At 72.3% G+C, this 22,562-nt stretch carries 25 protein-coding genes; 12 read left to right on the forward strand and 13 right to left on the reverse strand.

What is annotated here, in order from left to right; translation table 11 throughout:
• Nucleotides 1-89 precede the first annotated feature (89 nt).
• From ACP6CK_RS10600 to ACP6CK_RS10620, 5 genes are read right to left on the reverse strand one after another with little or no spacing between them, the layout of a single operon-like run.
• Entirely contained in the window at nucleotides 90-965 is an 876-nt protein-coding gene (locus tag ACP6CK_RS10600; protein ID WP_426958854.1) for a DMT family transporter, read from the reverse strand.
• 10 nt (nucleotides 966-975) lie between these two features.
• Entirely contained in the window at nucleotides 976-2,127 is a 1,152-nt protein-coding gene (locus ACP6CK_RS10605) for a GNAT family N-acetyltransferase (RefSeq protein WP_426958855.1), read from the reverse strand.
• 38 nt (nucleotides 2,128-2,165) lie between these two features.
• A complete protein-coding gene (locus ACP6CK_RS10610; RefSeq protein ID WP_426958856.1) occupies nucleotides 2,166-2,546 on the reverse strand; it encodes a nuclear transport factor 2 family protein in 381 nt (126 codons plus the stop codon).
• Entirely contained in the window at nucleotides 2,543-3,013 is a 471-nt protein-coding gene (locus ACP6CK_RS10615; RefSeq protein WP_426958857.1) for a RidA family protein, read from the reverse strand. The genes ACP6CK_RS10610 and ACP6CK_RS10615 overlap by 4 nt, the downstream gene beginning before the upstream one ends.
• A 3-nt stretch (nucleotides 3,014-3,016) precedes the next feature.
• Complete coding sequence (locus ACP6CK_RS10620; protein ID WP_426958858.1) at nucleotides 3,017-4,540, reverse strand: hypothetical protein; 1,524 nt, start codon at nucleotides 4,538-4,540, stop codon at nucleotides 3,017-3,019.
• 161 nt (nucleotides 4,541-4,701) lie between these two features.
• On the opposite strand from ACP6CK_RS10620, the gene ACP6CK_RS10625 reads away from it, so the two are divergent.
• The 7 genes from ACP6CK_RS10625 to ACP6CK_RS10655 all read left to right on the forward strand — a co-directional run bounded on the left by ACP6CK_RS10625 (nucleotide 4,702) and on the right by ACP6CK_RS10655 (nucleotide 10,527).
• Nucleotides 4,702-5,055 (forward strand): NADH:ubiquinone oxidoreductase subunit NDUFA12, encoded by a 354-nt coding sequence (locus tag ACP6CK_RS10625; protein WP_426958859.1) that lies wholly within the window; start codon nucleotides 4,702-4,704, stop codon nucleotides 5,053-5,055.
• A 2-nt stretch (nucleotides 5,056-5,057) separates the two neighbouring features.
• On the forward strand, nucleotides 5,058-5,618 hold the full coding sequence (gene mlaD, locus ACP6CK_RS10630) for an outer membrane lipid asymmetry maintenance protein MlaD (RefSeq protein WP_426958860.1): 561 nt from the start codon (nucleotides 5,058-5,060) through the stop codon (nucleotides 5,616-5,618).
• Nucleotides 5,615-5,839, forward strand: coding sequence for a hypothetical protein (locus ACP6CK_RS10635; protein ID WP_426958861.1), 225 nt, complete (start codon nucleotides 5,615-5,617; stop codon nucleotides 5,837-5,839). Before mlaD ends, ACP6CK_RS10635 begins: the two co-directional genes overlap by 4 nt.
• On the forward strand, nucleotides 5,836-6,210 hold the full coding sequence (locus ACP6CK_RS10640; RefSeq protein WP_426958862.1) for a DUF2155 domain-containing protein: 375 nt from the start codon (nucleotides 5,836-5,838) through the stop codon (nucleotides 6,208-6,210). The genes ACP6CK_RS10635 and ACP6CK_RS10640 overlap by 4 nt, the downstream gene beginning before the upstream one ends.
• Nucleotides 6,211-6,356: 146 nt before the next feature.
• Entirely contained in the window at nucleotides 6,357-7,151 is a 795-nt protein-coding gene (gene otsB / locus ACP6CK_RS10645) for a trehalose-phosphatase (protein ID WP_426958863.1), read from the forward strand.
• A complete protein-coding gene (locus ACP6CK_RS10650) occupies nucleotides 7,148-8,989 on the forward strand; it encodes a glycoside hydrolase family 15 protein (protein ID WP_426958864.1) in 1,842 nt (613 codons plus the stop codon). The genes otsB and ACP6CK_RS10650 overlap by 4 nt, the downstream gene beginning before the upstream one ends.
• Nucleotides 8,989-10,527 carry an alpha,alpha-trehalose-phosphate synthase (UDP-forming) gene (locus ACP6CK_RS10655; RefSeq protein WP_426958865.1) on the forward strand — a complete coding sequence of 513 codons (1,539 nt, stop codon included), beginning with the start codon at nucleotides 8,989-8,991 and terminating at the stop codon, nucleotides 10,525-10,527. The genes ACP6CK_RS10650 and ACP6CK_RS10655 overlap by 1 nt, the downstream gene beginning before the upstream one ends.
• Here ACP6CK_RS10655 and aat read toward each other — a convergent pair.
• From aat to aroQ, 4 genes are all read right to left on the reverse strand, one after another.
• Nucleotides 10,413-11,081, reverse strand: a complete 669-nt coding sequence (gene aat / locus ACP6CK_RS10660) for a leucyl/phenylalanyl-tRNA--protein transferase (RefSeq protein ID WP_426958866.1) — start codon at nucleotides 11,079-11,081, stop codon at nucleotides 10,413-10,415. The two genes, ACP6CK_RS10655 and aat, sit on opposite strands and share 115 nt — an antisense overlap.
• A 102-nt stretch (nucleotides 11,082-11,183) precedes the next feature.
• On the reverse strand, nucleotides 11,184-12,542 hold the full coding sequence (gene accC / locus ACP6CK_RS10665) for an acetyl-CoA carboxylase biotin carboxylase subunit (RefSeq protein ID WP_426958867.1): 1,359 nt from the start codon (nucleotides 12,540-12,542) through the stop codon (nucleotides 11,184-11,186).
• A gap of 4 nt (nucleotides 12,543-12,546) precedes the next feature.
• On the reverse strand, nucleotides 12,547-13,011 hold the full coding sequence (gene accB, locus ACP6CK_RS10670) for an acetyl-CoA carboxylase biotin carboxyl carrier protein (protein ID WP_426958868.1): 465 nt from the start codon (nucleotides 13,009-13,011) through the stop codon (nucleotides 12,547-12,549).
• Nucleotides 13,008-13,463, reverse strand: coding sequence for a type II 3-dehydroquinate dehydratase (gene aroQ, locus ACP6CK_RS10675; protein WP_426958869.1), 456 nt, complete (start codon nucleotides 13,461-13,463; stop codon nucleotides 13,008-13,010). The genes accB and aroQ overlap by 4 nt, the downstream gene beginning before the upstream one ends.
• Nucleotides 13,464-13,581: 118 nt before the next feature.
• Between aroQ and thiS the strand changes: the two genes are divergently transcribed.
• Together thiS and ACP6CK_RS10685 are read left to right on the forward strand one after the other, a co-directional pair.
• A complete protein-coding gene (gene thiS, locus ACP6CK_RS10680) occupies nucleotides 13,582-13,794 on the forward strand; it encodes a sulfur carrier protein ThiS (RefSeq protein ID WP_426958870.1) in 213 nt (70 codons plus the stop codon).
• A 1-nt stretch (nucleotide 13,795) separates the two neighbouring features.
• Entirely contained in the window at nucleotides 13,796-14,587 is a 792-nt protein-coding gene (locus tag ACP6CK_RS10685; protein ID WP_426958871.1) for a thiazole synthase, read from the forward strand.
• 3 nt (nucleotides 14,588-14,590) lie between these two features.
• Here ACP6CK_RS10685 and ACP6CK_RS10690 read toward each other — a convergent pair whose 3' ends face one another.
• The 4 genes from ACP6CK_RS10690 to ACP6CK_RS10705 are packed head-to-tail and all read right to left on the reverse strand — an operon-like array spanning nucleotide 14,591 to nucleotide 19,519.
• Nucleotides 14,591-15,769, reverse strand: coding sequence for a M20 aminoacylase family protein (locus ACP6CK_RS10690; protein ID WP_426958872.1), 1,179 nt, complete (start codon nucleotides 15,767-15,769; stop codon nucleotides 14,591-14,593).
• A 4-nt stretch (nucleotides 15,770-15,773) separates the two neighbouring features.
• Nucleotides 15,774-16,736 (reverse strand): Bug family tripartite tricarboxylate transporter substrate binding protein, encoded by a 963-nt coding sequence (locus ACP6CK_RS10695; protein WP_426958873.1) that lies wholly within the window; start codon nucleotides 16,734-16,736, stop codon nucleotides 15,774-15,776.
• Between the two features lie 54 nt (nucleotides 16,737-16,790).
• Entirely contained in the window at nucleotides 16,791-18,368 is a 1,578-nt protein-coding gene (locus tag ACP6CK_RS10700) for a DHA2 family efflux MFS transporter permease subunit (RefSeq protein WP_426958874.1), read from the reverse strand.
• An 8-nt stretch (nucleotides 18,369-18,376) separates the two neighbouring features.
• Nucleotides 18,377-19,519, reverse strand: a complete 1,143-nt coding sequence (locus ACP6CK_RS10705) for an HlyD family secretion protein (protein ID WP_426958875.1) — start codon at nucleotides 19,517-19,519, stop codon at nucleotides 18,377-18,379.
• A gap of 113 nt (nucleotides 19,520-19,632) precedes the next feature.
• Here ACP6CK_RS10705 and ACP6CK_RS10710 point away from each other — a divergent pair, with 113 nt between their 5' ends.
• The 3 genes from ACP6CK_RS10710 (at nucleotide 19,633) to ACP6CK_RS10720 (ending at nucleotide 22,524) form a co-directional block, all read left to right on the forward strand.
• Nucleotides 19,633-20,274, forward strand: coding sequence for a TetR/AcrR family transcriptional regulator (locus ACP6CK_RS10710; protein ID WP_426958876.1), 642 nt, complete (start codon nucleotides 19,633-19,635; stop codon nucleotides 20,272-20,274).
• A gap of 360 nt (nucleotides 20,275-20,634) precedes the next feature.
• A complete protein-coding gene (locus ACP6CK_RS10715) occupies nucleotides 20,635-21,765 on the forward strand; it encodes a type III PLP-dependent enzyme (protein WP_426958877.1) in 1,131 nt (376 codons plus the stop codon).
• A gap of 192 nt (nucleotides 21,766-21,957) precedes the next feature.
• On the forward strand, nucleotides 21,958-22,524 hold the full coding sequence (locus ACP6CK_RS10720; protein WP_426958878.1) for a DedA family protein: 567 nt from the start codon (nucleotides 21,958-21,960) through the stop codon (nucleotides 22,522-22,524).
• Nucleotides 22,525-22,562: the final 38 nt, after the last annotated feature.

Here is a 22,562-nt window from a genome sequence, read left to right on the forward strand (position 1 = left end):
CCGGCTGGCCTGCGCGTAGGCGAGGCGTGCGGCGAGCTCCTCCGGCGCCGCGGCCAGGAGTTCCGGGACGGAGAGGGTCAGCCAGGGTCTCAGGGCGTCTTCCTCGATGGCCAGGTGGCCAGCAGCACGCTGCCCAACAGCAGCGCGAAGCCAATGGTGTGCGCCGCTGTCATCCGCTCTCCCAGGAAGGCGATCGCCGTCACGGCGGCGCTGGCGGGCAGCAGGGCGGTGAAGACGCCCGCGATGCCGGCCGGGGCGCGGCGCAGCCCGGCATACCAGAGCAGGAGGCAGAGGACGCTGCTCGTCAGGCTGTGGAAGACCAGCAGGGAGAGCAGCCAGGGATCGGCCAGGCGCGCGGCCTGCGCGGCGTCCGGCAGCCAGGCCGGCAGCAGCAGCCCGGCGGAGAAGGCCTGCATCCAGAGGCTGGCGGTGATCACCGGCAGTGCGCCTGCGGCGCGGCGGGCGAGCAGCACGTAGGACGCCTCCCCGCAGACGCCGAGGAAGACGAGCGCGTTGCCGAGCGCGCTGCCCCCGGCCTCCGCCGCCGTGCGCGCGACGACGACGGCCGCCATGCCGGAGGCCGCCAGCGCCACGGACAGCCAGGAGCGGGAGGTCAGGCGTTCGCGGAGAAAGACGGCGGCGCCGATCGCCACCACCGCGGGCAGGGTGGCGAGGACGAGGCCGCCTTCCAGCGCCGTGGTCAGGCGCAGCCCCGCCAGCAGGCCGGCATTGTAGAGCACGGTGCCCAGCGCGGCCTGCCAGAACAGGTTCCAAAGCACCGGTCGGCCGGGCCGCCGCACGCCGTCCTGATGCAGCGCGAGGGGCAGGAGCACGGCGAAGGCGAGCAGGCAGCGCAGCCCGGCCACCATGGCGATCGGCAGGGATTCGCTGAGCAGCTTCGCGACGGGGACGTTGATGCCGACCAGCACCATGGAGGCGGCGAGCTGGGCGTAGGCGGTGAGCACGGGCGCGGGGCTATGCCTCGGCCGTGTCGTGGCGGAAGGGGGAGAGGGCGGCGAGTTCCTCCATCTCCGTCTCCACCGCGCGGCGTTCCCGGACGAGCGCGTCCGCCACGGCGCGGCGCAGCCCGGGATGGGCGATGAGATGCGCGGAATAGGTGGGCACGGGCAGGTAGCCGCGCTGGATCTTGTGCTCGCCCTGCGCGCCGGCCTCGACACGCTTCAGGCCGTGCGCGATCGCGAAGTCCAGGGCCTGGTAGTAGCAGAGCTCGAAGTGGAGGAAGGGCGCCTCCTCCAGCGTGCCCCAGTTGCGGCCGTAGAGGGCGTCGCGGCCCATCAGGTTCAGCGCGCCGGCGACGGGCTGGCCGTTCCGTTCCGCCACCATGAGCACGACGCGGTCGCCTAAGCGCTCTCCCATCAGCGGCCAGAAGCGGGCGGTGAGATAGGCGCTGCCCCACTTCCGGTCGGTCGTGCTGCGATAGAACTTGTGGAAGAGGCGCCAGTGGGCGGGCGTGATCTCCCTCCCGCGCAAGGCGCGGAAGGTCAGGCCGGTGGAGGCGGCGTCGCGACGTTCCCGCCGGATCGCCTTGCGCTTGCGGGATGAGAGAGCCGCGAGGAAGTCGTCGAAGCCGGCGTAGTTCTCATTGGTCCAGTGGAACTGGGTGCCCAGGCGCTGGAGCCAGCCGGATTCGCCCAGCGCATCCCACTCCGGGCGCGTGCAGAAGGTGACGTGGCAGGAGGAGAGTTTCAGCGCTTCCGTCGCCTGGGCCAGCGCATCGCCGAGCGCGGCGAGCGGGAGGTCCGTTCCCTCCCGGACCAGGAGGCGGGCGCCGGGGACGGGGGAGAAGGGCACGGCCACCTGGAACTTCGGGTAGTAGTCGCCGCCCGCGGCCTCGAAGGCGCGGGCCCAGCCGTGATCGAAGACGTACTCGCCGTAGGAGTGCGCCTTCGCGTAGGCGGGGACCACGGCGAGGATCTCGCCGGCCGGATCGCGCAGCACGAGGTGCTGCGGTGCCCAGCCCGTGCGCGCTCCGGTGCAGCCGCTCTCCTCCAGCGAGAGGAGGAAGGCGTGGGAGGTGAAGGGATGGCCGTCCCCGCAGGCATCCCACTCGGCGGCGGGGATGTCGGCGATGTTGGCGTGCAGGGAAAGGGTCAGCTCAACGGGCATGGCTTCGCATGTGCGGCGTCGCGCGCCCGGGGCAAGCGTCAGGCCAGCGGCGCGAAGGCGCCGAAATCGGCCACCGCGTCCACGCCGGCGATCGCGCCGTCCCGCACGGTCCAGATGTGCAGGAAGGGGACGCGGCCGGCGCGGCCCGCGGCGTCGCGCGCGTCATAGGCACCCCCCGCAAGGAGGCGGCCATCGGCGAGCGGCGTGAAGCCGTCCACGACGATGCGCCAGCCCGGGAAATGGGCGCGCAGGGCGGGGAAGAAGCGCTCCGCCACCTCGGCGCGGCCGCGCCATTCGGTGCGGGGCACGGGATAGCCGGGGGAGACGCGCCAGGAGACGTCCTCGGCCAGCAAGGCATGGTCGCCGCTGCCCATCCAGCGGCGGATCAGCGCCTCGTCATCGTCCCCTGGCGGGGTCACGCGACCTCGAAGACCGCCTCCACCTCCACCGCCGCATCGCCGGGCAGGGAGGGGACGCCGATCGTGGTGCGGGCGTGGCGACCGGCATCGTCGAAGACGGCGACGGCCATGTCGGAGGCGCCGTTCATCACCTGAGCATGCTGCGTGAACTCCGGCCCGGCGGCGATGAAGCCGCCCAGCCTGACCACGCGCACCACCCGGTCCAGGCTGCCCAGCGCGGCGCGGGCCTGGGCGAGCACGTTGATGAAGCAGAGCTGCGCGGCCTGCTGGCCCATCTCGATCGGGACGCCGGCGCCGAGCTTGCCGGTGTAGGCGATCTTGCCGTCCCGCATCGGCACCTGGCCCGAGACGAAGAGCAGGTTCCCCGCCTGCACGGTGGGGACGTAGTTCGCGATGGGCTTCGCGGGCTCGGGCAGGGTCACGCCGAGTTCTTCCAGGCGGGCGTCGATGCGGGAGGTCTGGGCCATGTCTCAACCAACCAGCTTGAGGGCGCGGCGGCGCGCGGCGGGCGCCTTCGTCGCGGGGAGGTCCGGCAGCAGCGGAAGCTGCTGCGTCGGGGAGCCGATGGCGTCGGGGCCGCACTCCTCCTCGCTCGGGTCCGGCAGGACGCGGCCGCCAAGGTGGTCCAGCGCCAGCCGCCGGAAGGCCCAGTCCAGGACGGAGGAGGCGCGAGCGATGGCAGGGTCGCCCTCCACCGCGCCGGCCGGGCCGAAGCGGGTGTAGGCGAAGGACTGGACGTAATCGTCGAGCTTGACGCCCGATGCCAACCCCAGCGTCACCGCCTGGCAGAGCGCGTCCACCATGCCGCGGAAGGCGGCGCCGTCCTTCGCGAGGGTGAGCGAGACCTCGGACAGGCCCTCCGCGCCCTCCACCGTGCGCAGGGTGACGCGGTGGCCGCCGATGGTGACCTTCCACACCGCCCCGCGGCCGTGCGGGCTGCGGCGGGGCGTCGGCTTCGGGGCGGGACGCGGCGGCCGGGCCTGGGCGACCGCGGCGGGCGCGGGGGCGTGGAGATAGGGGCGGATCGCCGCCTCCATCGCGTCCCGGGCGGCGGGGCCGCGCGGAGCGAGCAGGCGGGCGGCCGAGTCTCCGGCCCGCAGGGCAGCGCGGGTCGGGACCTCCCGGACCCCGCCCTCCCCGTCCTCGACCAGGCGCGTCGGCGCGGCGGCGGGGGCGAGGCCACCCGTCTCGGCGCCGAGCAGGGCCTCCACCGCATCGGGCGAGGAGAGCGCGAAGAGGGCGGCGTGGCGCAGGCCGGGCGCGCCGGCGGCAGTGTCCAGCGCGGCGCGGGCGGCGTCGGCGAGGCCGGGAATCGCGGTGGTCTCGGGCGGCTCCGGCCAGGACAGGCAGACTGGCTCCCGCGCGCCGAGGCGTTCCGCGAGGTCGCCGGACGCGGCCTCGGCCGCGCCGCGGGTCAGGGCGGCGAGGGCCGCGCCGGCGTCACGCGCCTCCGGGCTCTCGTAATCCAGCCCCTGCGCGGCGAGGAGGCCGGCGAGGTCGGCGAATCCGATCCGCAGCCGCGTCGCCTTGCCGCTGCCGAGGATCTCGAGCGTCGTCACGCCCAGCCGCACGGCGGCTTCATAGGCCTCGGCGTCGAACCCCTCGGCGTCGAGGAAGGCGGGAAGGTTGAGGACGAAGCGGGACTCGGTCTTCGCGTCGTTCCGCCACGTCGCGGCGCCCGGCGCGCCGCGACGGAAGAGGAGGAGGTCACGCAGGCCGGTGGCCAGCTCCTCCGCCGCCTCGGCGCTCGGCAGGATGCCGAGGCGGCGGCCGCGGGCGGCGGTGCGGCGGATCCAGGCCTCGGCCAGGCGCGGAAGGGCGACGGGCCCCTCGCCGGGCGCGAGGGCGGCCAGCGCCTCCGCGGCCGAGTCGTCCCAGCCCGCCGGCAGGGCGATCGATCGGGGGGCGGAATCCGGGTCGGCGGCGGCGCGGGTGCGCCGGATGGGCAACCCCTCCCACACCGTGTCCCGGGTCGTGCCTGCGCTGCGCGTCATGAGGGGACCATAGGCCCCCTGGGCCGGGGGGAGAAGGCGGCATCTTGTGGCTGACGACCGCGTTACCCCCCACATCGGGTGTGCGGAGGCCCGCCTTTCGCAGTGCGGCGCGGCATGCCATATGCACCGCCTTCCACCCGCCCGCTTCGGCAGGAGATTCCATGTCCGCCTTGCAGCGCTGGCTCTCCGGCTTCTCCGGCCGACAGGTCGGCACGGACAGCGCCGGCAACGTCTATTTCGAGAGCCGCCGGGATTACCGGGGCTACGGCCGCAAGCGCCGCTGGGTCATCTATGCCGGCCCGGCCGAGGCGACGGTCGTGCCGCCGGAGTGGCATGGCTGGCTGCACCACACCACCGCGGCGCCGCTCGAGCGGCCGCGCCTGCCCTGGATCAAGGAGCACCGGCCGAACCTGACGGGGACGCCGCACGCCTACCGTCCCAAGGGCCATGACCTCGTCGGCGGCCAGCGCGCACCCACGGCCGGCGACTACGAGGCCTGGACGCCGGGATCGTAGTCATGCGCGGGCGCAGCCTGGCGGAGGTCCTGGCCGGCATCGTCGTGATCGCGGTGGCGGCGGCCTTCCTCGGCTACGCGCTGGCGAATTCCGGGCGCATGAGCGGGTCCGGGGGGCTGACGCTGCACGCGCGCTTCGACCGGATCGACGGGCTGGCCGCCGGGGCCGATGTGCGGATCGCGGGCGTGAAGGTGGGCAGCGTGACGAACCAGGGGATCGATCCCCGCACCTTCCTCGCCGTGCTGACGCTCAACGTGGACGGGCGGCTGCAGCTGCCGGACGACAGCTCGGCCGAGATCACCTCGGAGGGACTTCTGGGCGGGAAGTACGTGGCTCTCGTGCCCGGTGGCAGCGAGCGGATCCTGACCAGCGGCGGGGAGATCCGGATCACCCAGTCGGCGGTGAGCCTGGAGAGCCTGCTCGGGCGCTTCATCTTCTCCGTGACCGAGCTGGCGGGGAACCGGCAGGGGGAAGGCGCGGGCGGTAGCGGCGGCACGCCGGCCGGGCCGGGAGCGGCGCCCCGGGCGACGCCGGCCCCTCGGCCCACGGCGCCGGCGCCATGACGGACGCGCTCGCGCCGCCGGCGGTCTGGCCCGGGGCGGATGGCCAACCCGTCTCCTGCCGGGAGAAGCTGAAGATGCTGGCCGAGAACCACGTGGAGGCCGCGCAGGTCCTCCGCGACGCCTTCGAGGATGCGGTGCTGATGGGAGTGGACGAGGCGGCGATGCGGCGCGTGCTGACGGACCTCGTGGCGGCGCTGCCCAGTCCGAAGCGGGCGGCATGATCCGCGCTCTGGCTCCTCTCGCCGCGGTTCCTCTTCTTCTGGGGCTGGCGCGGCCCGCCCAGGCGCAGGAATGGGTGGAGAAGCGGACGGCCCAGCTTCAGGCGCTGGACAAGGTGACGGCGCGGATCACCGTTCTGGACGCGCCCCTGAACCAGCCCGTGCGCTTCGGATCCCTGACCATCACCGTGCGCGCCTGCAACGCCCGGCCGCCGGACGAGGTGCCGGATGCCGCGGCCTTCCTCGAGGTGCGGGACAGCCTCGCCCCGGCCAGCGCGCCGCCGGCCTTCCGGGGGTGGCTGCTGGCGAATGCCCCGGCCGCGAACATGCTGGAGCACCCGGTCTACGACCTCCGGATCCTGGAGTGCCGCTGAGCCCCGACGGGATCCCTGTCGCCAGCTGAACGGCGCCGCGGCCCGGCCGGGCGGGCAACCTTTTCCCGATCCAGGCCTTGACCGCTTCGTGTCTTGCGAAGCGCCCGGCGGGCGCGACATGGACCGTAGCCGTCGAACGAGGCCCGATGTCCGATCCCTTCCCTCCGGTTTCCTCACCGCCCGTGGCGACCCAGCCCGGCCCCGCCCTGCCGGGGGAGGACGCCGCCTTCTTCCTCGACCTGGACGGGACGCTGCTGGAGATCGCGCCGCGGCCGGACGAGGTCGTGGTGCCGAAGGAGCTGCCCGACTTGCTGGTCGCGTTGCGGCGGCGCTGCGGTGGGGCGGTCGCGGTGGTGACCGGGCGGCCGCTGGCGGTGGCGCGGGGCTATGCGGGCGTACCGGAGTTGCCGATCGGGGCGGAGCACGGGGCGGTGCTGGACCCACCGCTGCCGGGGGCGCCTCCCCTGCCCGTTCCGCCGCCGGAGTGGCGCCGTGCGGCGGACGAGTTCGCGGCGGCCCGGCCCGGCACCCTGACCGAGCACAAGACGCACGGCCTGGTGGTGCATTTCCGGCTCCGCCCGGAGGCCGAGGCGGAAGCTCTAGCCCTGCTGGAGGGGCTGATCCGGGACGATTCGAAGGGGTTTCACATCGTGCCCGCCCATGCGGCGGCCGAGCTGCGGCCGGTGGGCGCGGACAAGGGCGGCGCGGTGCACCGGCTGATGGCGGTGGAGCCGTTTCGCGGCCGCCGGCCGGTGTTCATCGGTGACGACATCACGGACGAGGACGGCATGGCCGCCTGCGCGGCCTATGGCGGCCACGGACTGCGCGTGGCCGACGACTTCGCCGGGCGTCCGGCGCTCGTGAGGGCTTGGCTGGCGCGGGTCGCGGCCCAAGGGGTTGAGCCACGGATCGGGGTGGGAGAAGCGGCGGCTCCCGCATGAACCCTTCCGTCAGGGCGGCTTTCCCGGGCGCGCAGCCGCTCGATCTCGGGGTCGTGGGCAATTGCACCCTCTCGGCGCTGGTGGACCGGGCGGGGCGGATCGGCTGGATGTGCTGGCCGCGCATCGACGGCGATCCGGTCTTCTGCGCCCTCCTGGACGGCGAGGACCCCGCGCACGGGTTCCTCGACGCGCTGCCGGTCGGGCTGAGTGGCGGCACCCAGCGCTACCGCCGCAACACCGCCATCCTGGAGACGGAGCTGGAGGACCGGGAGGGCGGGCGGTTCCGGATCATCGACTTCGCGCCCCGCGCCCGGCGGCCCGGCAGCCCGATCTGCCCGCCGATGCTGGTGCGGCGGCTGGAGCCGCTGGCAGGACAGCCGCTGGTCACCCTGCGCGTCCGCCCGCGCTTCGACTGGGGCGCAGAGGAGCCTGAGCGGCACCTGGGCGGCAACACGCTGCGCTTCACCGGGTCGGGGCAGGCGCTGCGCGTCACGACGGACGCGCCGGTCGGCCATGTCGCGCAGGAGACGCCATTCCTGCTGGACCGGCCGGTGACGATCATCATCGGCAGCGACGAGACGCTGGCCGAGGCCCCGGGCCTCATCGCCGACCGCCTGCTGCACGAGACGGAGGAGGACTGGCTGGACTGGTCCCGCGGCCTCAACATTCCCTTCGAGTGGCAGGACGCCGTTATCCGTTCGGCGATCACGCTGAAGCTCTGCGCCTTCGAGGAGACGGGCGGCGTGGTCGCGGCGCCGACGACCTCCATCCCGGAGGCGCCGAACACGGAGCGGACCTGGGACTACCGCTTCTGCTGGCCGCGCGACGCGGCCTTCACCGTGGCGGCGATGAACATCCTCGGCACGACGCACACGATGGAGCGCTTCATCCGCTACATCACGACCGTGGTGCGGCTGGCGGAGGACGGCGAGGCGGGCGCCGAGCTGAAGCCCGTCTACACGCTGGTGCCGAACGGCAGCATCCCCGAGCACAGCGAGCCGGCGCTGGCCGGCTTTCTCGGGATGGGGCCGGTGCGCGTCGGCAATGGCGCGGCCGATCAGGTGCAGAACGACTCCTCGGGCGCCGTGCTGATGGCGACGAGCCGCATGTTCTTCGACCGGCGCCTGCGGCAGCCGGCCGGCGAGGCGGAGTTCCGGCTGATGGAGCAGCTCGGCATTCATGCGGAGCGGGTCGCGCTGGAGCCGGATGCCGGCATCTGGGAGTTCCGCGGCCCGCCGCGCGTGCGCACCTTCTCGGCCGTCATGTGCTGGGCCGGACTACAACGTCTCGGCGCCGTCGCGCAGCATCTCGGGCTTGAAGCGGATTCGCGCCGGTGGTGCGTGAGCGCCGCGCGGCTGCGTGACCAGATCATGACACGCTTCTTCCGGCCCGATCTGAATGCCTTCACCGAATCCCTCGGCAGCGACGCGATGGATGCGTCACTGCTTCTGCTGCAGGCGGTCGGGTTCATCCCGGCGGATGACGCGCGCTTCCTCGGCACCTTGGACCTGATCGGCAAGCGCTTGATGCGCGATGGCTTTCTGCTGCGCTACGAGGGGCCCGACGATTTCGGGCGACCCGAAACCGCGTTTCTGGTATGCAGTTTCTGGTATGCGGACGCGCTGGCCGCGGCCGGACGGGTCAGGGAGGCGCGCGAGATGTTCGAGCGGATCCTGTCGCGCCGGAACCATCTCGGTCTCCTGTCGGAGGACCTTGATCCGCGCAGCGGGCAGCTCTGGGGCAATTTCCCGCAGGCCTACTCGCATGTGGGGCTGATCCTGTCCGCGAACCGGCTGTCGCGCTCCTGGGACCAGGGGATGCGCGGAGAGGGGGAGTAGTGGGTCGTCTTGTCGTCGTCTCGAATCGTGTTGCGGTGCCGCGTCGCGGAGAGCCGCCGGCGGCGGGTGGTCTCGCCGTCGCGCTGAAGGAGGCGTTCGACAGCCGCGGCGGGCTCTGGTTCGGCTGGAGCGGCAGCGTGGCGCCGAACCCGCCCGACATGGTGCGGCACGCCCGGCGCGGGCGCGTGGACTACGCCGTCGTGGATCTATCCGACGCGGCGTATCAGGGCTTCTATGCGGGTTACGCGAATTCCGCGCTCTGGCCCCTGTTCCACTTCCGGCTGGGGCTGCTGAGCTATGATCGCGGCCAGGCCGAGACCTATCGCGCGGTGAACCGGCACTATGCCGAGAAGCTGCTGCCGATGCTGCGGCGCGACGACACGATCTGGGTGCACGACTACCAACTCATCCCGCTCGGCGCCGCGCTGCGGGAGATGGGATCGCGGCACCGGATCGGGTATTTCCATCACATCCCCTTCCCGCCCTGGGCCGTGTTCTCCGCGATGCCGGGAGCGGAGGATCTGATTCGCGACCTGCTGGCCTATGACCTGGTCGGCGTGCAGACGCACCGGGATCAGGCCGGGCTCTGCGACTGCATGTCGCAGGGCACGGGGATGAAGGTTCGGCCGGGCGGCGAGGTGCGCCTCCGGTCACGCCGCACCGTGCTGCGGGCCTTCCCGATCGGGATCGACACCGACGGCTTCGCGGAGGCCGCCCGGACCTCCGTGCAGTCGCCGGAAGCGGAGCGTCTGCGGACGAGCCTCGTCGGCCGCAAGCTGATCATCGGGGCGGAGCGGCTGGACTACACGAAGGGTCTGCCTGAGCGGCTGCGCGCCTTCGGCGCCCTGATGGAGGGCTGGCCGGAATACCGCAACGCCGTGACCTATCTGCAGGTCGCGGCGCGGTCGCGGGAGGATGTGGAGAGCTACAAGGACCTGAAGCGGGACATCGAGCGGCTGGCCGGCACGATCAATGCGGAGTACGGCGACGTGGACTGGACGCCGGTGCGCTATGTCGGCCGTGCCGTCGCGCGCGACACGCTGGCCGGCTACTACCGCATGGCGCCGGTGGGGCTGGTGACGCCGTTGCGGGACGGGATGAACCTCGTCGCGAAGGAGTACGTGGCGGCGCAGGATCCGGACGATCCGGGCGTGCTGGTGCTGTCCCGCTTCGCCGGCGCCGCGGAGGGGATGCCAGAGGCGCTGCTCGTGAACCCGCTGGACGCTCAGGGCACGGCGGAGGCGTTGGCGGCGGCCCTCTCGATGCCGCTGGCCGAGCGCCGCGAGCGGCACGGCGCGATCTTCCGCCGGCTGCGGGAGAACACGGTCAAATCCTGGTCGGGAGACTTCCTGCGGTTGCTGGAGGGAAACGACGACCCGGCTGAGGCGCATCCGCCGTCACGCGCGGCGGCGCTCTCGATGTATCAGGCGCGGCTCTCGTCCCGGAGCGTCGCCACCTCTTCCGCCAACTCCCCGGCGGACAAGGCGGGCACCCAGGTGGCGGACCTGTCCACCGCCAGGGCGAGCCGGGCGCGGTAGTCGGCCTGGGGGATCTCCTCTGCCCCGAAGCGGGCGAGGTGGTCCGTCAGGAACTGCGTGTCCAGCAGGGTGAAGCCGCCGCGCCGCATCCGGGCCACGAGGTGGACCAGCGCCACCTTCGAGGCGTCGGTCGCGCGGGAGAACATGCTCTCCCCGAAGAAGGCGGCGCCGAGGCGGATGCCATAGAGGCCGCCGACGAGGGCGCCGTCCTGCCGCACCTCGATGGAGTGGGCATTGCCCTGCCGGTGCAGGGCGTTGAAGAGGCGCTCGATCTCCGGGTTGATCCAGGAATCCTCCCGGCCCGGGGCGGGGGCGGCGCAGCCGGCCAGCACGCCGGGGAAGTCGGTGTCGGCCGAGACGTCGAAGCGGCCGGAGAGGACGGTGCGCCGCAGGCGGCGCGGCAGGTGGAAGCCGTCCAGCGGCAGCACGCCGCGCTTCTGCGGGTCCAGCCAGTAGAGGCGCGGGGAGTCCCGGCCATCCGCCATGGGGAAGAGGCCGGCGCGGTAGGCCCGCAGGACAAGGTCGGGGGTGATGCCGAGGTTGCGGCGGCTCATGCGAGCGTGCGGCCCCGGCGAGCCGTCAGGAATCCGCGGACGCGGTCGAAGCGCATCCCCGGACCATAGCATCCACGGTCCGGGACGCCACCGCGGAGAAGCCTACCCCGCCCCGCCGTGCTGGGACACGAAGCGCTCCAGCCAGTGGATCGTGTAGTCCCCGGCGGCGAATTCGGGGTCCTCCATGATGGCCTGGTGCAGGGGCAGGGTCGTGCTGATGCCGTCCACCACCATCTCCTGCAGCGCGCGCCGTGCGCGGGCGATGGCGTGGGCGCGGGTGGTCCCGTGCACGATGAGCTTCGCGACGAGGTTGTCGTAATAGGGCGGCACCGCGTAGCCGGCGTAGAGGGCGCTGTCGACGCGCACGCCGAGGCCACCGGGCGCGTGGTAGGCAGTGACGCGGCCCGGGGACGGGGCGAAGGTCACCGGGTCCTCGGCCGTGATGCGGCACTCGATGGCGTGGCCGCGGAAGGACACGTCGGCCTGGGTGTAGCCGAGGGGCTCACCGGCGGCGACGCGGATCTGCTCCCGGACGAGGTCCACGCCGCAGACCATCTCGGTCACGGGGTGCTCGACCTGGAGGCGCGTGTTCATCTCGATGAAGGCGAACTGGTTGTCCTGGTAGAGGAACTCCAGCGTGCCGGCGCCGCGGTAGCCGAGCCCGCGCAGGGCCGAGGTAACGGTCTCGCCGAGGGCGTCGCGCTCGGCGGCCGTGAGGGCGGGGCTGCCGGCCTCCTCCACCAGCTTCTGGTGGCGGCGCTGAAGGGAGCAGTCACGTTCCCCGAAATGCACGACGTTGCCGTGGGTGTCGGCCAGGATCTGCATCTCGATGTGCCGGGGGCGGTCGAGATACTTCTCCATGTAGACGGCGTCATCGCCGAAGGCGGCCTTCGCCTCGGTGCGGGCGACGCGCCAGGCCTCCTCCAGCTCGTCCTCGGAGCGGGCGACCTTCATGCCGCGGCCGCCGCCGCCCGCGGCCGCCTTGATCAGCACGGGGTAGCCAACGCGTCCCGCGACCTCCTGCGCCTCCTCCAGGCTGGAGAGGGCGCCATCGGAGCCGGGGACGAGCGGCACGCCGAGGCGGCGCATCGTGTCCTTGGCGGCGATCTTGTCGCCCATGACGCGGATGTGGTCGGCGGTCGGGCCGATGAAGGCGAGGCCGTGCGCCTCCACCATCTCGGCGAAGCGGGCGTTCTCGGACAGGAAGCCGTAGCCGGGGTGGATCGCCTCCGCGCCGGTGATGGTCGCGGCGGAGAGGAGGGCGGCGGCGTTGAGGTAGCTCTCCCGCGCGGGCGGGGGGCCGATGCAGACGCTCTCATCGGCGAAGCGGACATGCATCGCGGTGGCGTCGGCCGTGGAGTGCACGGCCACCGTGCGGATGCCCATCTCCTGGCAGGCACGGTGAATGCGGAGCGCGATCTCGCCGCGGTTGGCGATGAGGATCTTTCGGAAGGCCGGCACGCGGCTACTCGATCACCATCAGGGGCTCGCCGTATTCGACCGGCGTGCCGCTCTCGATGAGGATTCGGGTCACGGTGCCGGCGCGCGGCGCCTTGATCTGGTTGAAGGTCTTCATCGCCTCGATGAGGAGGAGCGTCTGGCCCTGGGCGACCCGGGCGCCCTCGGTCACGAAGGGGGCGGCGCCGGGCTCCGGCATGAGGTAGGCGACACCGACCATGGGGGAGGTGACAGCGTTGGCGCCAACGGGCTCCGGGCCGGCCGTGGCGGTGGGGGGCGCGACGGCAGGGGCCGTCGGGGCGGCGACCGGGGCCGGGGCGGTGACCGCCTGGACCACCTGCTGCGCCGGGGCGGTGCGGGCGACGCGGATGCGGCTGTCGTTCTCGACGAGCTCAATCTCGGTCAGGTCCGTCTCGCGGAGGATCTTGGCCAGCGCCCGGATCGCGTCCGGGTCGAAGGAAAGGCCGGTCATGCCGTGTCGTCCTGTCCGATGATGCCGGCGATGGCGCGCAGCGCCAGGGCATAGCCGCCCACCCCCAACCCGCAGATCACGCCGACCGCGGCGCGGGAGACGTAGGAGAGGTGCCGGAAGCTTTCCCGCCGGTGGATGTTGGTGATGTGGACCTCCACGACCGGAAGGTCCACCGCCAGCAGCGCGTCCATCAGCGCGACGGACGTATGCGAGTAGCCGGCGGGGTTGATGACGATGCCGGCGCAGCGGCCCCGGCATTCCTGCACCCAGGAGATCAGCTCGCCCTCCAGGTTGGACTGCCGGAAGTCGATCGCCAGGCCCAGTTCCTCCGCCGCCTCGGCGCAGAGCGCCTCCACGTCGTCGAGGGTCGCGGAACCGTACTTCTCCGGCTCCCGCGTGCCGAGCAGGTTGAGGTTCGGACCGTTGAGGACGGCGATCAGCGGGGGCGACACGGGATGTTCCGGGTTGCGGGGCGGTGGCGGGGGCTAGCAGGGTGGGGGCGGCGGGGCAAGTCGGGCGGCCCGTTGGCCCCTTCAAGCCGGCCGGCGTCCGTGCCACATCCCGCCTGCCATGACCGGTCCCATTCCCATCACCGTGAACGGCGAGGCGCGGACCCTGCCGGGTCCCCTCCCCCTTTCGGCCTTCCTGGCGGAGGCGGGTCTGGACGTCCGCAAGGTGGCGGTGGAGCGGAACGAGGAGATCGTGCCGCGCTCGCTCTATGCCGAGACGATGCTCGGCCCGGGCGACGCGCTGGAGATCGTGCACTTCATCGGGGGTGGCTGAGATGGACGGGACCCTGCTGACGGAAGATGCCTGGGAGGTCGCGGGACATCGGTTCCACTCCCGCCTCGTGGTCGGGACCGGTCGGTACAAGAGCCTGGAGGAGACGGCGGCGGCCATCGAAGCCTCCGGCGCCGAGATGGTCACGGTCGCGGTGCGGCGGGTGAACCTGTCCGACCCGGGCGCGCCGATGCTGCAGGATTTCGTGCCGCCGGACCGCTACACCTACCTGCCCAACACCGCCGGCTGCCACACGGCGAAGGAGGCGGTGCGAACCCTGCGCCTGGCGCGGGAGGCCGGGGGCTGGAACTTGGTCAAGCTGGAGGTGCTGGGGCCGCCGCCCTTCCTCTACCCCGACATGCCAGCGACGTTTGAGGCGGCGGAGGCCCTCATCAAGGACGGGTTCCAGGTGATGGTCTACTGCGCCGACGACCCCCTGGCCGCGAGGCGCCTGGAGGAGATGGGGTGCGTGGCCGTCATGCCGCTCGGCGCGCCGATCGGCTCGGGGCTGGGGTTGAGCAACCCCTTCATGCTGCGCTCCATCATCGAGAACGCCTCGGTGCCGGTGCTGGTGGATGCCGGGATCGGCACGGCCAGCGAGGCGGCCCAAGCGATGGAACTGGGCTGCACGGCGGTGCTGCTGAACTCCGCCATCGCCCATGCGCGCGATCCCGTGCGGATGGCCCGCGCCATGAAGGCCGGCGTGGAGGCAGGGCGGCACGCCTTCCTGGCCGGGCGGATGCCCCGGAACTACGCGGCGGACGCGTCCAGCCCGATGAGCGGGCTGATCCGCTAGGGATCAGCCGCCGCCCATCTCCTTCGCGACGAGGGCGAGCCAGTAGCCCACGCCATAGGGGATGGCGTCGTCGTTGAAGTCGTAGGTCGGGGTGTGCAGGCCGGAGGAGGTCGCGCGCCCCGCGGCGTTGCCCAGGAAGATGAAGGCGCCGGGGCGGGCGGTCAGCATGTGGGCGAAGTCCTCGCCGGCCGTGACGGGCGGGGCATCGGGGTCCACGGCTTCGGCGCCGACCACGGCCGTGGCGGCGGCGACGGCGCTGGCGGTGGGCTCGGCGTGGTTGACCAGGGGCGGGCCGCGGCGGTCGTACCTCACCTCGGCGGTGGCGCCGGCGAGGGCGGCGAGGCCGGCGGCCAGCTCGCGCATCCGGTTCTCGATGAGATCGCGCACCTCCGGGCGATAGGTGCGGTTGGTGCCGCCGAGCGTCACTTCCGCCGGCATGACGTTGGTGGCACCGAGCGAGCCGCCCTGGAGCGCGCCGACGCTCACCACCGCCGTGTCCACGGGGGCGACGTGGCGGCTGACGATCGTCTGCAGCGCCAGGATGTATTGCGCCAGTAGGACGGTGACGTCGGTGGACAGGTGCGGCGCGGCGCCGCCATGGCCGCCGCTGCCGCGGAAGGTGACGGTCCAGCGGTCGCCGGCCGCCATGAAGGGACCGGGGCGGATGGCGAAGCGCCCGAGCGGCAGGTCGGGCATGTTGTGCATGCCGTAGACGGCATCCACCGGGAAGCGCTCGAAGAGGCCGTCATCCAGCATGGCGCGGGCGCCGCCGCGGCCCTCCTCGGCGGGCTGGAAGATGAAGTGGACGGTGCCGCCGAAATCCGGGCGCTCCGCCAGCAGGCGTGCGGCGCCGAGCAGCATCGTCGTGTGGCCGTCATGGCCGCAGGCGTGCATCAGGCCCGCATTCGCGGAGGCGTAGGGGAGGCCCGTCGCCTCCTCGATGTAGAGGGCGTCCATGTCGGCGCGCAGGCCGATGGCGCGCTGGCCCGGGCGGGCGCCACGCAGGGTGGCGACGACACCGAGGCCGCCCACACGCTCCGTCACCTCCAGGCCCCAGCCGCGCAGGCGCTCGGCGACGAGGGCGGCGGTGCGGAACTCCTCCCGCCCGATCTCGGGGTGGGCGTGCAGGTCGTGGCGGATGGCGACGAGCTCGGGGAGGAGGTCGCGGAGGCGGGCGTCCATGGGCTCAGTCCTCCAGCCGCACGCCGGTCAGTTCCACGATGGCTTTCCAGCGGTCCACTTCGGCGCGCTGGAAAGCGGCGAAGCGGGCCGGGTCCATGGGGGTGATGGCGAAGCCCGCGCCTTCCAGGCGGGCGCGGACGGCCGGCACCTCCAGCGCGCCGAGGGAGGCGGCGGCGAGGCGCTCCACCACGGGCGCGGGCGTGGCGCGGGGGGCGAAGAGGCCGAACCAGGCGTCCACGAAGGCCTCGCCCTGGCCGGCCTCGGTGGCGGTGGGCAGGTCGGGGAAGTCGGCGAGGCGGGCGGGGGCGCCGATGGCGAGGGCGCGGAGCTGGCCCTCCCGCATCAGGCCGGACACGCCGGGAAGGGTGGACACGTAGAAGTCCACGAGGCCGGCGACCGTGTCGGTCGCGGCCGGTGCGGCGCCGCGATAGGAGACGTTGGTGCCGGTGATGCCGTTCCGGCGGCACAGCGACTCCGAGATGATGTGGCTGGCGCTGCCGGGCGAGGAGGAGGCGTAGGTCAGCCCGCCCTGCCGGCCCTTGGCAAGGAGGTCCGCGAGGCTGCGGTGCGGCGCGGCGGCGGGCACGACCAGCACATGCGGAACGCTGGCCAGCAGCGACACCGGCGCGAAGGAATCGACGACGTGGTAGGGCAGGCGCGGCGCGAGCCATTGCAGGGCCGCGTGGGTGGCGTTCTGGCCGAGAACGAGGGTCGTGCCATCCGGGGCCGCGCGGGCCACCCCCTCCGTGCCGATGACGCCGCTGGCGCCGGTGCGGTTCTCGACCACCACGGGGCGGGACAGGGTGGCGGACATGGGCTCGCCGATGGCGCGGGCCAGGAGATCGGTGGGGCCGCCTGCGGGGCCGCCGACCACGATCCGCACCGCCGTGGATTGCGCCGCGGCAGGCCGTCCCGCGCCGGCGAGCGCGGCGAGGCCGGTCAGGATCAGGGGGCGGCGTGGCGTCATCTGGGGTCTCCGGCGCGCATCTGAGGAGGCGCGCCGGAGGGGGTCAAGGCGCCGTCAGTGTGCCCCGCCGCCCGCGCCGGGACGGGGCGGCTTCACGAAGAAGGCGAGCGGCACCGCGAGCGCGAAGAGCAGCGCGATGACCACCAGCACGTCGTTGTAGGCGAGGATCAGCGCCTCCCGCGTCACCATGCCGGCGACCTGCCGCAGGGCGGCGAGGTCCGATGCCTCGCCGAGCCGGGCGGAGAGGGCAGCGGACATGCCCTCGATCGTCTCGGTCACGCCGGGGCGGGCCCAGGTCACGGCCTCCGACAGATGCTGGCGGTGGGCGGCGGACTGGCTGATGACGAGCGTGTTGATCATCGCCAGCCCCACCGCGCCGCCGAGGTTGCGCATGAGGTTGTAGAGCCCGGAGGCGTTCTTGATCATCGCGGGCGGCAGGGTGCCGAGGGCGATCCCGTTCACCGGCACCATCGCGAACATCGTCCCGAACCCACGCAGCGAGAGCGGCAGCCAGAGCTCCGAGAAGGAGGATTGCGCCGTCAGGCGGGAGGTGAGCCACATCGCCACCGCCGTGGTTCCCATGCCGAAGGCGAGGAGGATGCGCGGGTCGAGCGAGCGGGACAGGCGGCCGACAAGGGGCGCCGCGATGAACATCGCCAGCCCGGTGATGAACATCGTCTCGCCGATCTGGAGCGAGTTGTAGCCGCGGATGCGCCCGAGGAAGAGCGGGATGAGGTAGACCGCGCCGTAGAGGCCGATGCCGACGAGGAAGGCGTAGAGGCTGCCGATGGCGAAGTTCGCGTTGCCATAGGCGCGCAGCTCCACGATCGGGTCCTGTCGGGTGAAGGCGCGCCAGAAGAAGACGACGGCTGCGACGGCGCCGACGGCGGCGCAGGCGGCGATGGTCGGGTCATCCAGCCAGTCCCAGCGCGGGCCTTCCTCCATCACGTATTCCAGGCAGCCGAGGAAGGCGGCCATGGCGAGCAGGCCCCACCAGTCGAAGCGGGAGAGCAGGCGGCGGTCGCCGCGGTCGATGTCCAGCGTGTTCCACACGACGACGGCGATGATCGCGCCGATCGGCACGTTGATGAGGAACAGCCAGTGCCAGGAGAAGCTCTCGGTCAGCAGGCCGCCGAGGGTCGGGCCGATGGTGGGCGCGAGGGTGGCGGTCAGGCCGATCAGCACGCTGGTGCGGGTGCGCTGTGCGCCGGTGAAGAGCAGGAAGGCGGTAGCGAAGACCGTCGGGATCATCGCACCGCCGAGGAAGCCCTGCATGGCCCGCGCCGCGATCATCATCGGCAGGTTCGTCGCCATGGCGCAGACGAGCGAGAAGATCGTGAAGCCGGACGCCGAGATGGTGAAGAGGACGCGCGTGGAGAGCAGGCGCGAGAGGAAGCCCGAGAGCGGGATCATGACGATCTCCGCGATCAGGTAGGAGGTCTGCACCCAGGAGGCCTCGTCCGGGCTGGCGGAGAGGCCGGCCTGGATCTCCGAGATGCTGGCGGAGACGATCTGGATGTCCAGGATCGCCATGAACATGCCCAGCACCATCGTCATGAAGCCGACGAACTGCCGGGTCGGGATCGAGCGCCCGGCCGGCGGGGCCGCGGCGCCCATGGTGGTGGCGGACATGGCGGGGCCTAGTTTCGGTGCAGCAGGGCGGCCGCGGCGCCGAACATCGAGCGCGGGGCGTGCGGGTCGTCGCGCGTGTCCACCTCGGCCTCGACCGACAGGCCGGCGCGGAGGCCGGCGGTGTCCTGGCCCGGGGCGATGGCGATGCGGACGGGAACGCGCTGGACGATCTTCGTGAAGTTGCCCGTGGCGTTCTCCGGCGGCAGGAGGGAGAACTGCGCGCCGGTGGCGGGGGCGAGGCTGTCCACCGTGCCGTGCAGAGTGCCGCCCGCATCCACCGAGAGCTCCACCGGCTGGCCAGGGTGCATCCGGCCGATCTGCGTCTCCTTGAAGTTCGCGGTGACGAAGAGGCGCTCCGTGTTCGGCGCCACGGCGATCAGGTTCGTGCCGGCGCGGACGTGCTGGCCGGGCTGGGCGGCGCGGTTCCCGGCGATGCCGTCGAAGGGCGCGCGGATGATCGTGTCGGCGAGGTTGCTCTCGGCGAGCGCGAGTGCGGCGCGGGCGCCGTCGCGGCGGGCCAGGGCGGCGCGGGCCTGGGCCTCCAGCACCGGCAAGGCGCCGCGGGCGGCCTCAACGGCCGCCTGGGCGGCCTGGACGGAAGCCTCGGCCTTGCGGCGGTCGGCGGTGGTGCGCTCCACCGTCTCGCGCGTGCCGAAGCCTTCGGCCGCCAGGGTGCCGGCGCGGCCGCCGGCGGCGATGGCGCGGACGCGCTCGGCCTCGGCTTGGGCGACGTTGGCCTCGGCCTGGGCGATCTGGGCGCGTTGCTGAAGCTGCTGGGCCGCGAGGGTTCCAAGGCTGGCCTCGGCCTCTGCCAGAGTGGCGGCGGCCTGGTCACGGCGGGCGCGCCAGTCCTGGTCCTCCAGGGCGATGAGCGGCTGGCCGGCCGTCACGCGCTGGTTGTCGCCCACAAGGATGCGGGCGACGTCGCCCTCAATCCGGGAGGCGAGCACGGCGATGTCACCGCCCACATAGGCGTTGTCGGTGGAGACGAGGAAGCGGCCGACCTGCCAGTACCAGGTGCCGCCCAGGGCTGCGCCGGACACGACCAGCAGGGCGGCGAAGGGCAGCAGGCGCCGGAACAGGGACCGGCGCGGTGGCGGGAGGCTGGCTTTGATGTCGGGGTCGATGATGAGGCTGCTCTGGGCGTTCATGGCCTGACTGAACCGTTCAGTTCAGTTGCCAGATAGGACGGAATGGCGAATTTGTCGATGGTAAACTGAACCGTTCAGTATCACATGTGGCGGACCGGAAGGACCGCCCTGTCATGTCTGTCACCGCCCTCGAGGTCTCGCCCAAGCGGGCCGCCATCCTCGCCGCCGCTTCCCGCCTTTTCATGGGAGAAGGGTTTGCGGCCGTGTCCATGGACGCGGTGGCGCGCGAGGCCGGCGTGTCCAAGGCCACGCTTTATGCCCACTTCACGGGGAAGGAGGCGCTGTTCGGCGCGATCGTGGAGGCGCGCTGCGAGGCCATCGCCGCGGAGGCGGAAGCTCTGGCAGTCCATGCTCCTTCCCCCGAGGGCGCGCTGCGGAAGCTCGCGCTGCTGTGGATGGGGTTCCTGCTGCAGCCCTCGACCATGGCGATCCACCGGGTGGTGATCGCGGAGGGTGGGCGCTTCCCGGAAATCGTGCGGCGCTTCTACGCCGCCGGGCCGGCGCGCGGCCGGGCTCTCCTGACGGGTTGGATCGCGGCGGAGCAGCGGCACGGTCACCTGCGCACCGACGTGGACCCGGACGAGGCCGCGGGACACTTCGGGGCGCTGCTGCGCGGCGACCTGTATTTCCGAACCTTCCTGGGCGGCCCGGTGCCGGACGAGGCCGCCATCGCCGCCGCGGCGGAGGCGGCGGTGGCAGTGTTCCTGCGGGCTTTCGGGCCGACCAGCGCGGCGGAGGCCAACCCTGGGCCGTAAAGGTCCCGGCCGCCGGTAACCCTGACCGGCGATTCGCCTGACCTCCGAGAGGGTTTCAGGGAGGTTTCCGGCCGTTCTGACAAACCTGCGGAAAAATCGGGGCGGCCATGCGCGAAGGCCCTTGCGCCCCGGAAGCGGCGGGATTATCTGCCGCCTCAGACGCAGTACGCACGTGCCTCTGGCCCGCAAGGTTACGCAACGACGTCAAGCGTTCTGGCAACCCCCCGGCGCCCTGTTCGTCACTGGACAGATGCGGCGGGGCTCTCACTTGGTCGCTGGTTCGTTCGACCGTTCGTCAACCGTGCAGGGCCGCGTCGCGGAATGGCGCGCCTTGCACCTTCTCCATGGGGAGGTGGTGCGATGACCCCGAAGATCGCTCGCTATCTCGCGGATGTTCAGCCGGCGACGCCGTGCCTTGTCACGGACGTGGACAAGATCGAGCAGAACTACCGGCGGCTCCAGGCCGCGCTGCCGCTGGCCCGCATCTACTACGCCGTGAAGGCCAACCCTGCCGCCCCGATCCTGGAGCGGCTGGTCGGGCTCGGCTCCTGCTTCGACGCGGCCTCCTACGAGGAGGTCTCGGCGGTGCTCGATGCCGGCGCGCGGCCGGAGGCGGTGTCGTACGGCAACACCGTGAAGAAGGAGCGCGCCATCAAGGCCGCTTACGACCGCGGTGTGCGGATGTTCGCCTTCGACTCCGAGGGGGAGCTGGAGAAGCTCGCCCGCTCGGCGCCGGGGTCGCGCGTCTACTGCCGCATCCTCGTCGGCAATGACGGGGCGGAGTGGCCGCTGTCGCGCAAGTTCGGCTGCGAGGTCGAGATGGCCCGGGAGTTGATGGTGAAGGCGGGTGAGATGGGGCTCGACCCCTTCGGTCTCTCCTTCCACGTCGGCTCCCAGCAGACGAACACCGCGGCTTATGAGGCGGCGATCGCGAAGGTCGCCATGCTCTTCACCGACCTCAAGGAGGCGGGCGTGAAGGTGCGCATGGTGAACCTTGGCGGCGGTTACCCCGTGCGCTACCGCGCCGAGGTGCCGGAGATCGACGCCTTCGGCGACGCCATCATGGGCGCGATGGCCGAGCACTTCGGCAACGCCATCCCGGACATGGTGATCGAGCCCGGCCGCTTCATCGCGGGCGATGCGGCGGTGCTGTCGGCCGAGGTGGTGCTGGTGTCCCGCAAGGCGAAGGACGATCCGGTGCGCTGGGTCTACCTGGACATCGGGCGTTTCGGTGGCCTGGCGGAGACGGAGGGCGAGGCCATCAAGTACGCCTTCCGCACGCCGCATGACGGCGGGCCGGAAGGTCCGGTGACGATCGCGGGCCCGACCTGCGACAGCACGGACACGCTGTACGAGAAGTCCAACTACCGCCTGCCCGAGGCCCTGCGGGCCGGCGACCGGGTGGAGCTGCTGGCGACGGGGGCCTACGTCACCACCTATGCCAGCCAGGGCTTCAACGGCTTCGCGCCACTGGCCGAGCACTACATCTGACGGAAGGGGGAGGCGCGAGCCTCCCCTTTTCTTTTCGGGCAACGATCCCGACGTGACGGGTGCCCCTTGCGGCTTTCACCACTTGGCGTTGAATAACGCGCATTCTGTCTAATGGTGCGTCGCAGCGGTCGATTTTCCTTTCTTTTCGAATGGACAATCGGCAATGGTCGCTCACGAACAGGGGAGCCGGGCTTGGCCGAGTTCTGGAACGACTGGGGCTACTGCGCGTATCTGCTCGCCGCGCTCTGGGCCTTCTTTGAAGGCGAGACCTTCGTCCTGGCCGCCTCCGCCGTCGGGGCGGTGACCGGCGCCGTCGACCCCTGGATCCTGATGTTCTCGGTGTGGATCGGCTCCTTCCTGGGGGACCAGACCTGGTTCCTGCTGGGCCGGCGCTACGGCCCGACCGCCCTCCGCCGTTTCCCGAACGCCGAGGCCAAGGTGGCGGGTGCGACGGCCATGCTGGTGCAGTACGGCACGCTCTTCGTCCTGTCCTTCCGCTTCATCTACGGGGTGCGGAACGTGGCCGCCGCGGCTTGCGGGCTGGCCGGGATGGACCGGCTCCGCTTCTCGATCCTGAACTTCATCGCGGCCGGCGTCTGGGCCGCGAGCTTCGTGGCGGCCGGCTGGTACCTCGGCGCCTGGATCGGCGCGGAGAACCTGTTCCATGCGATCGCCGGTGGGGCCCTGCTGATCGTGGCGTTCTTCCTCGGCCGCCGTTACCTCCGGCGCCGCCGCAGGGCGGTCGCCGCGGCCGGCTGAGCCCCTCCCCCGCCGTAAATTTTCCGGTCCCATGCGAG

It is taken from the genome of Muricoccus radiodurans (assembly GCF_050154705.1).
GTDB classification, from domain to species: domain Bacteria; phylum Pseudomonadota; class Alphaproteobacteria; order Acetobacterales; family Acetobacteraceae; genus Roseomonas; species Roseomonas radiodurans.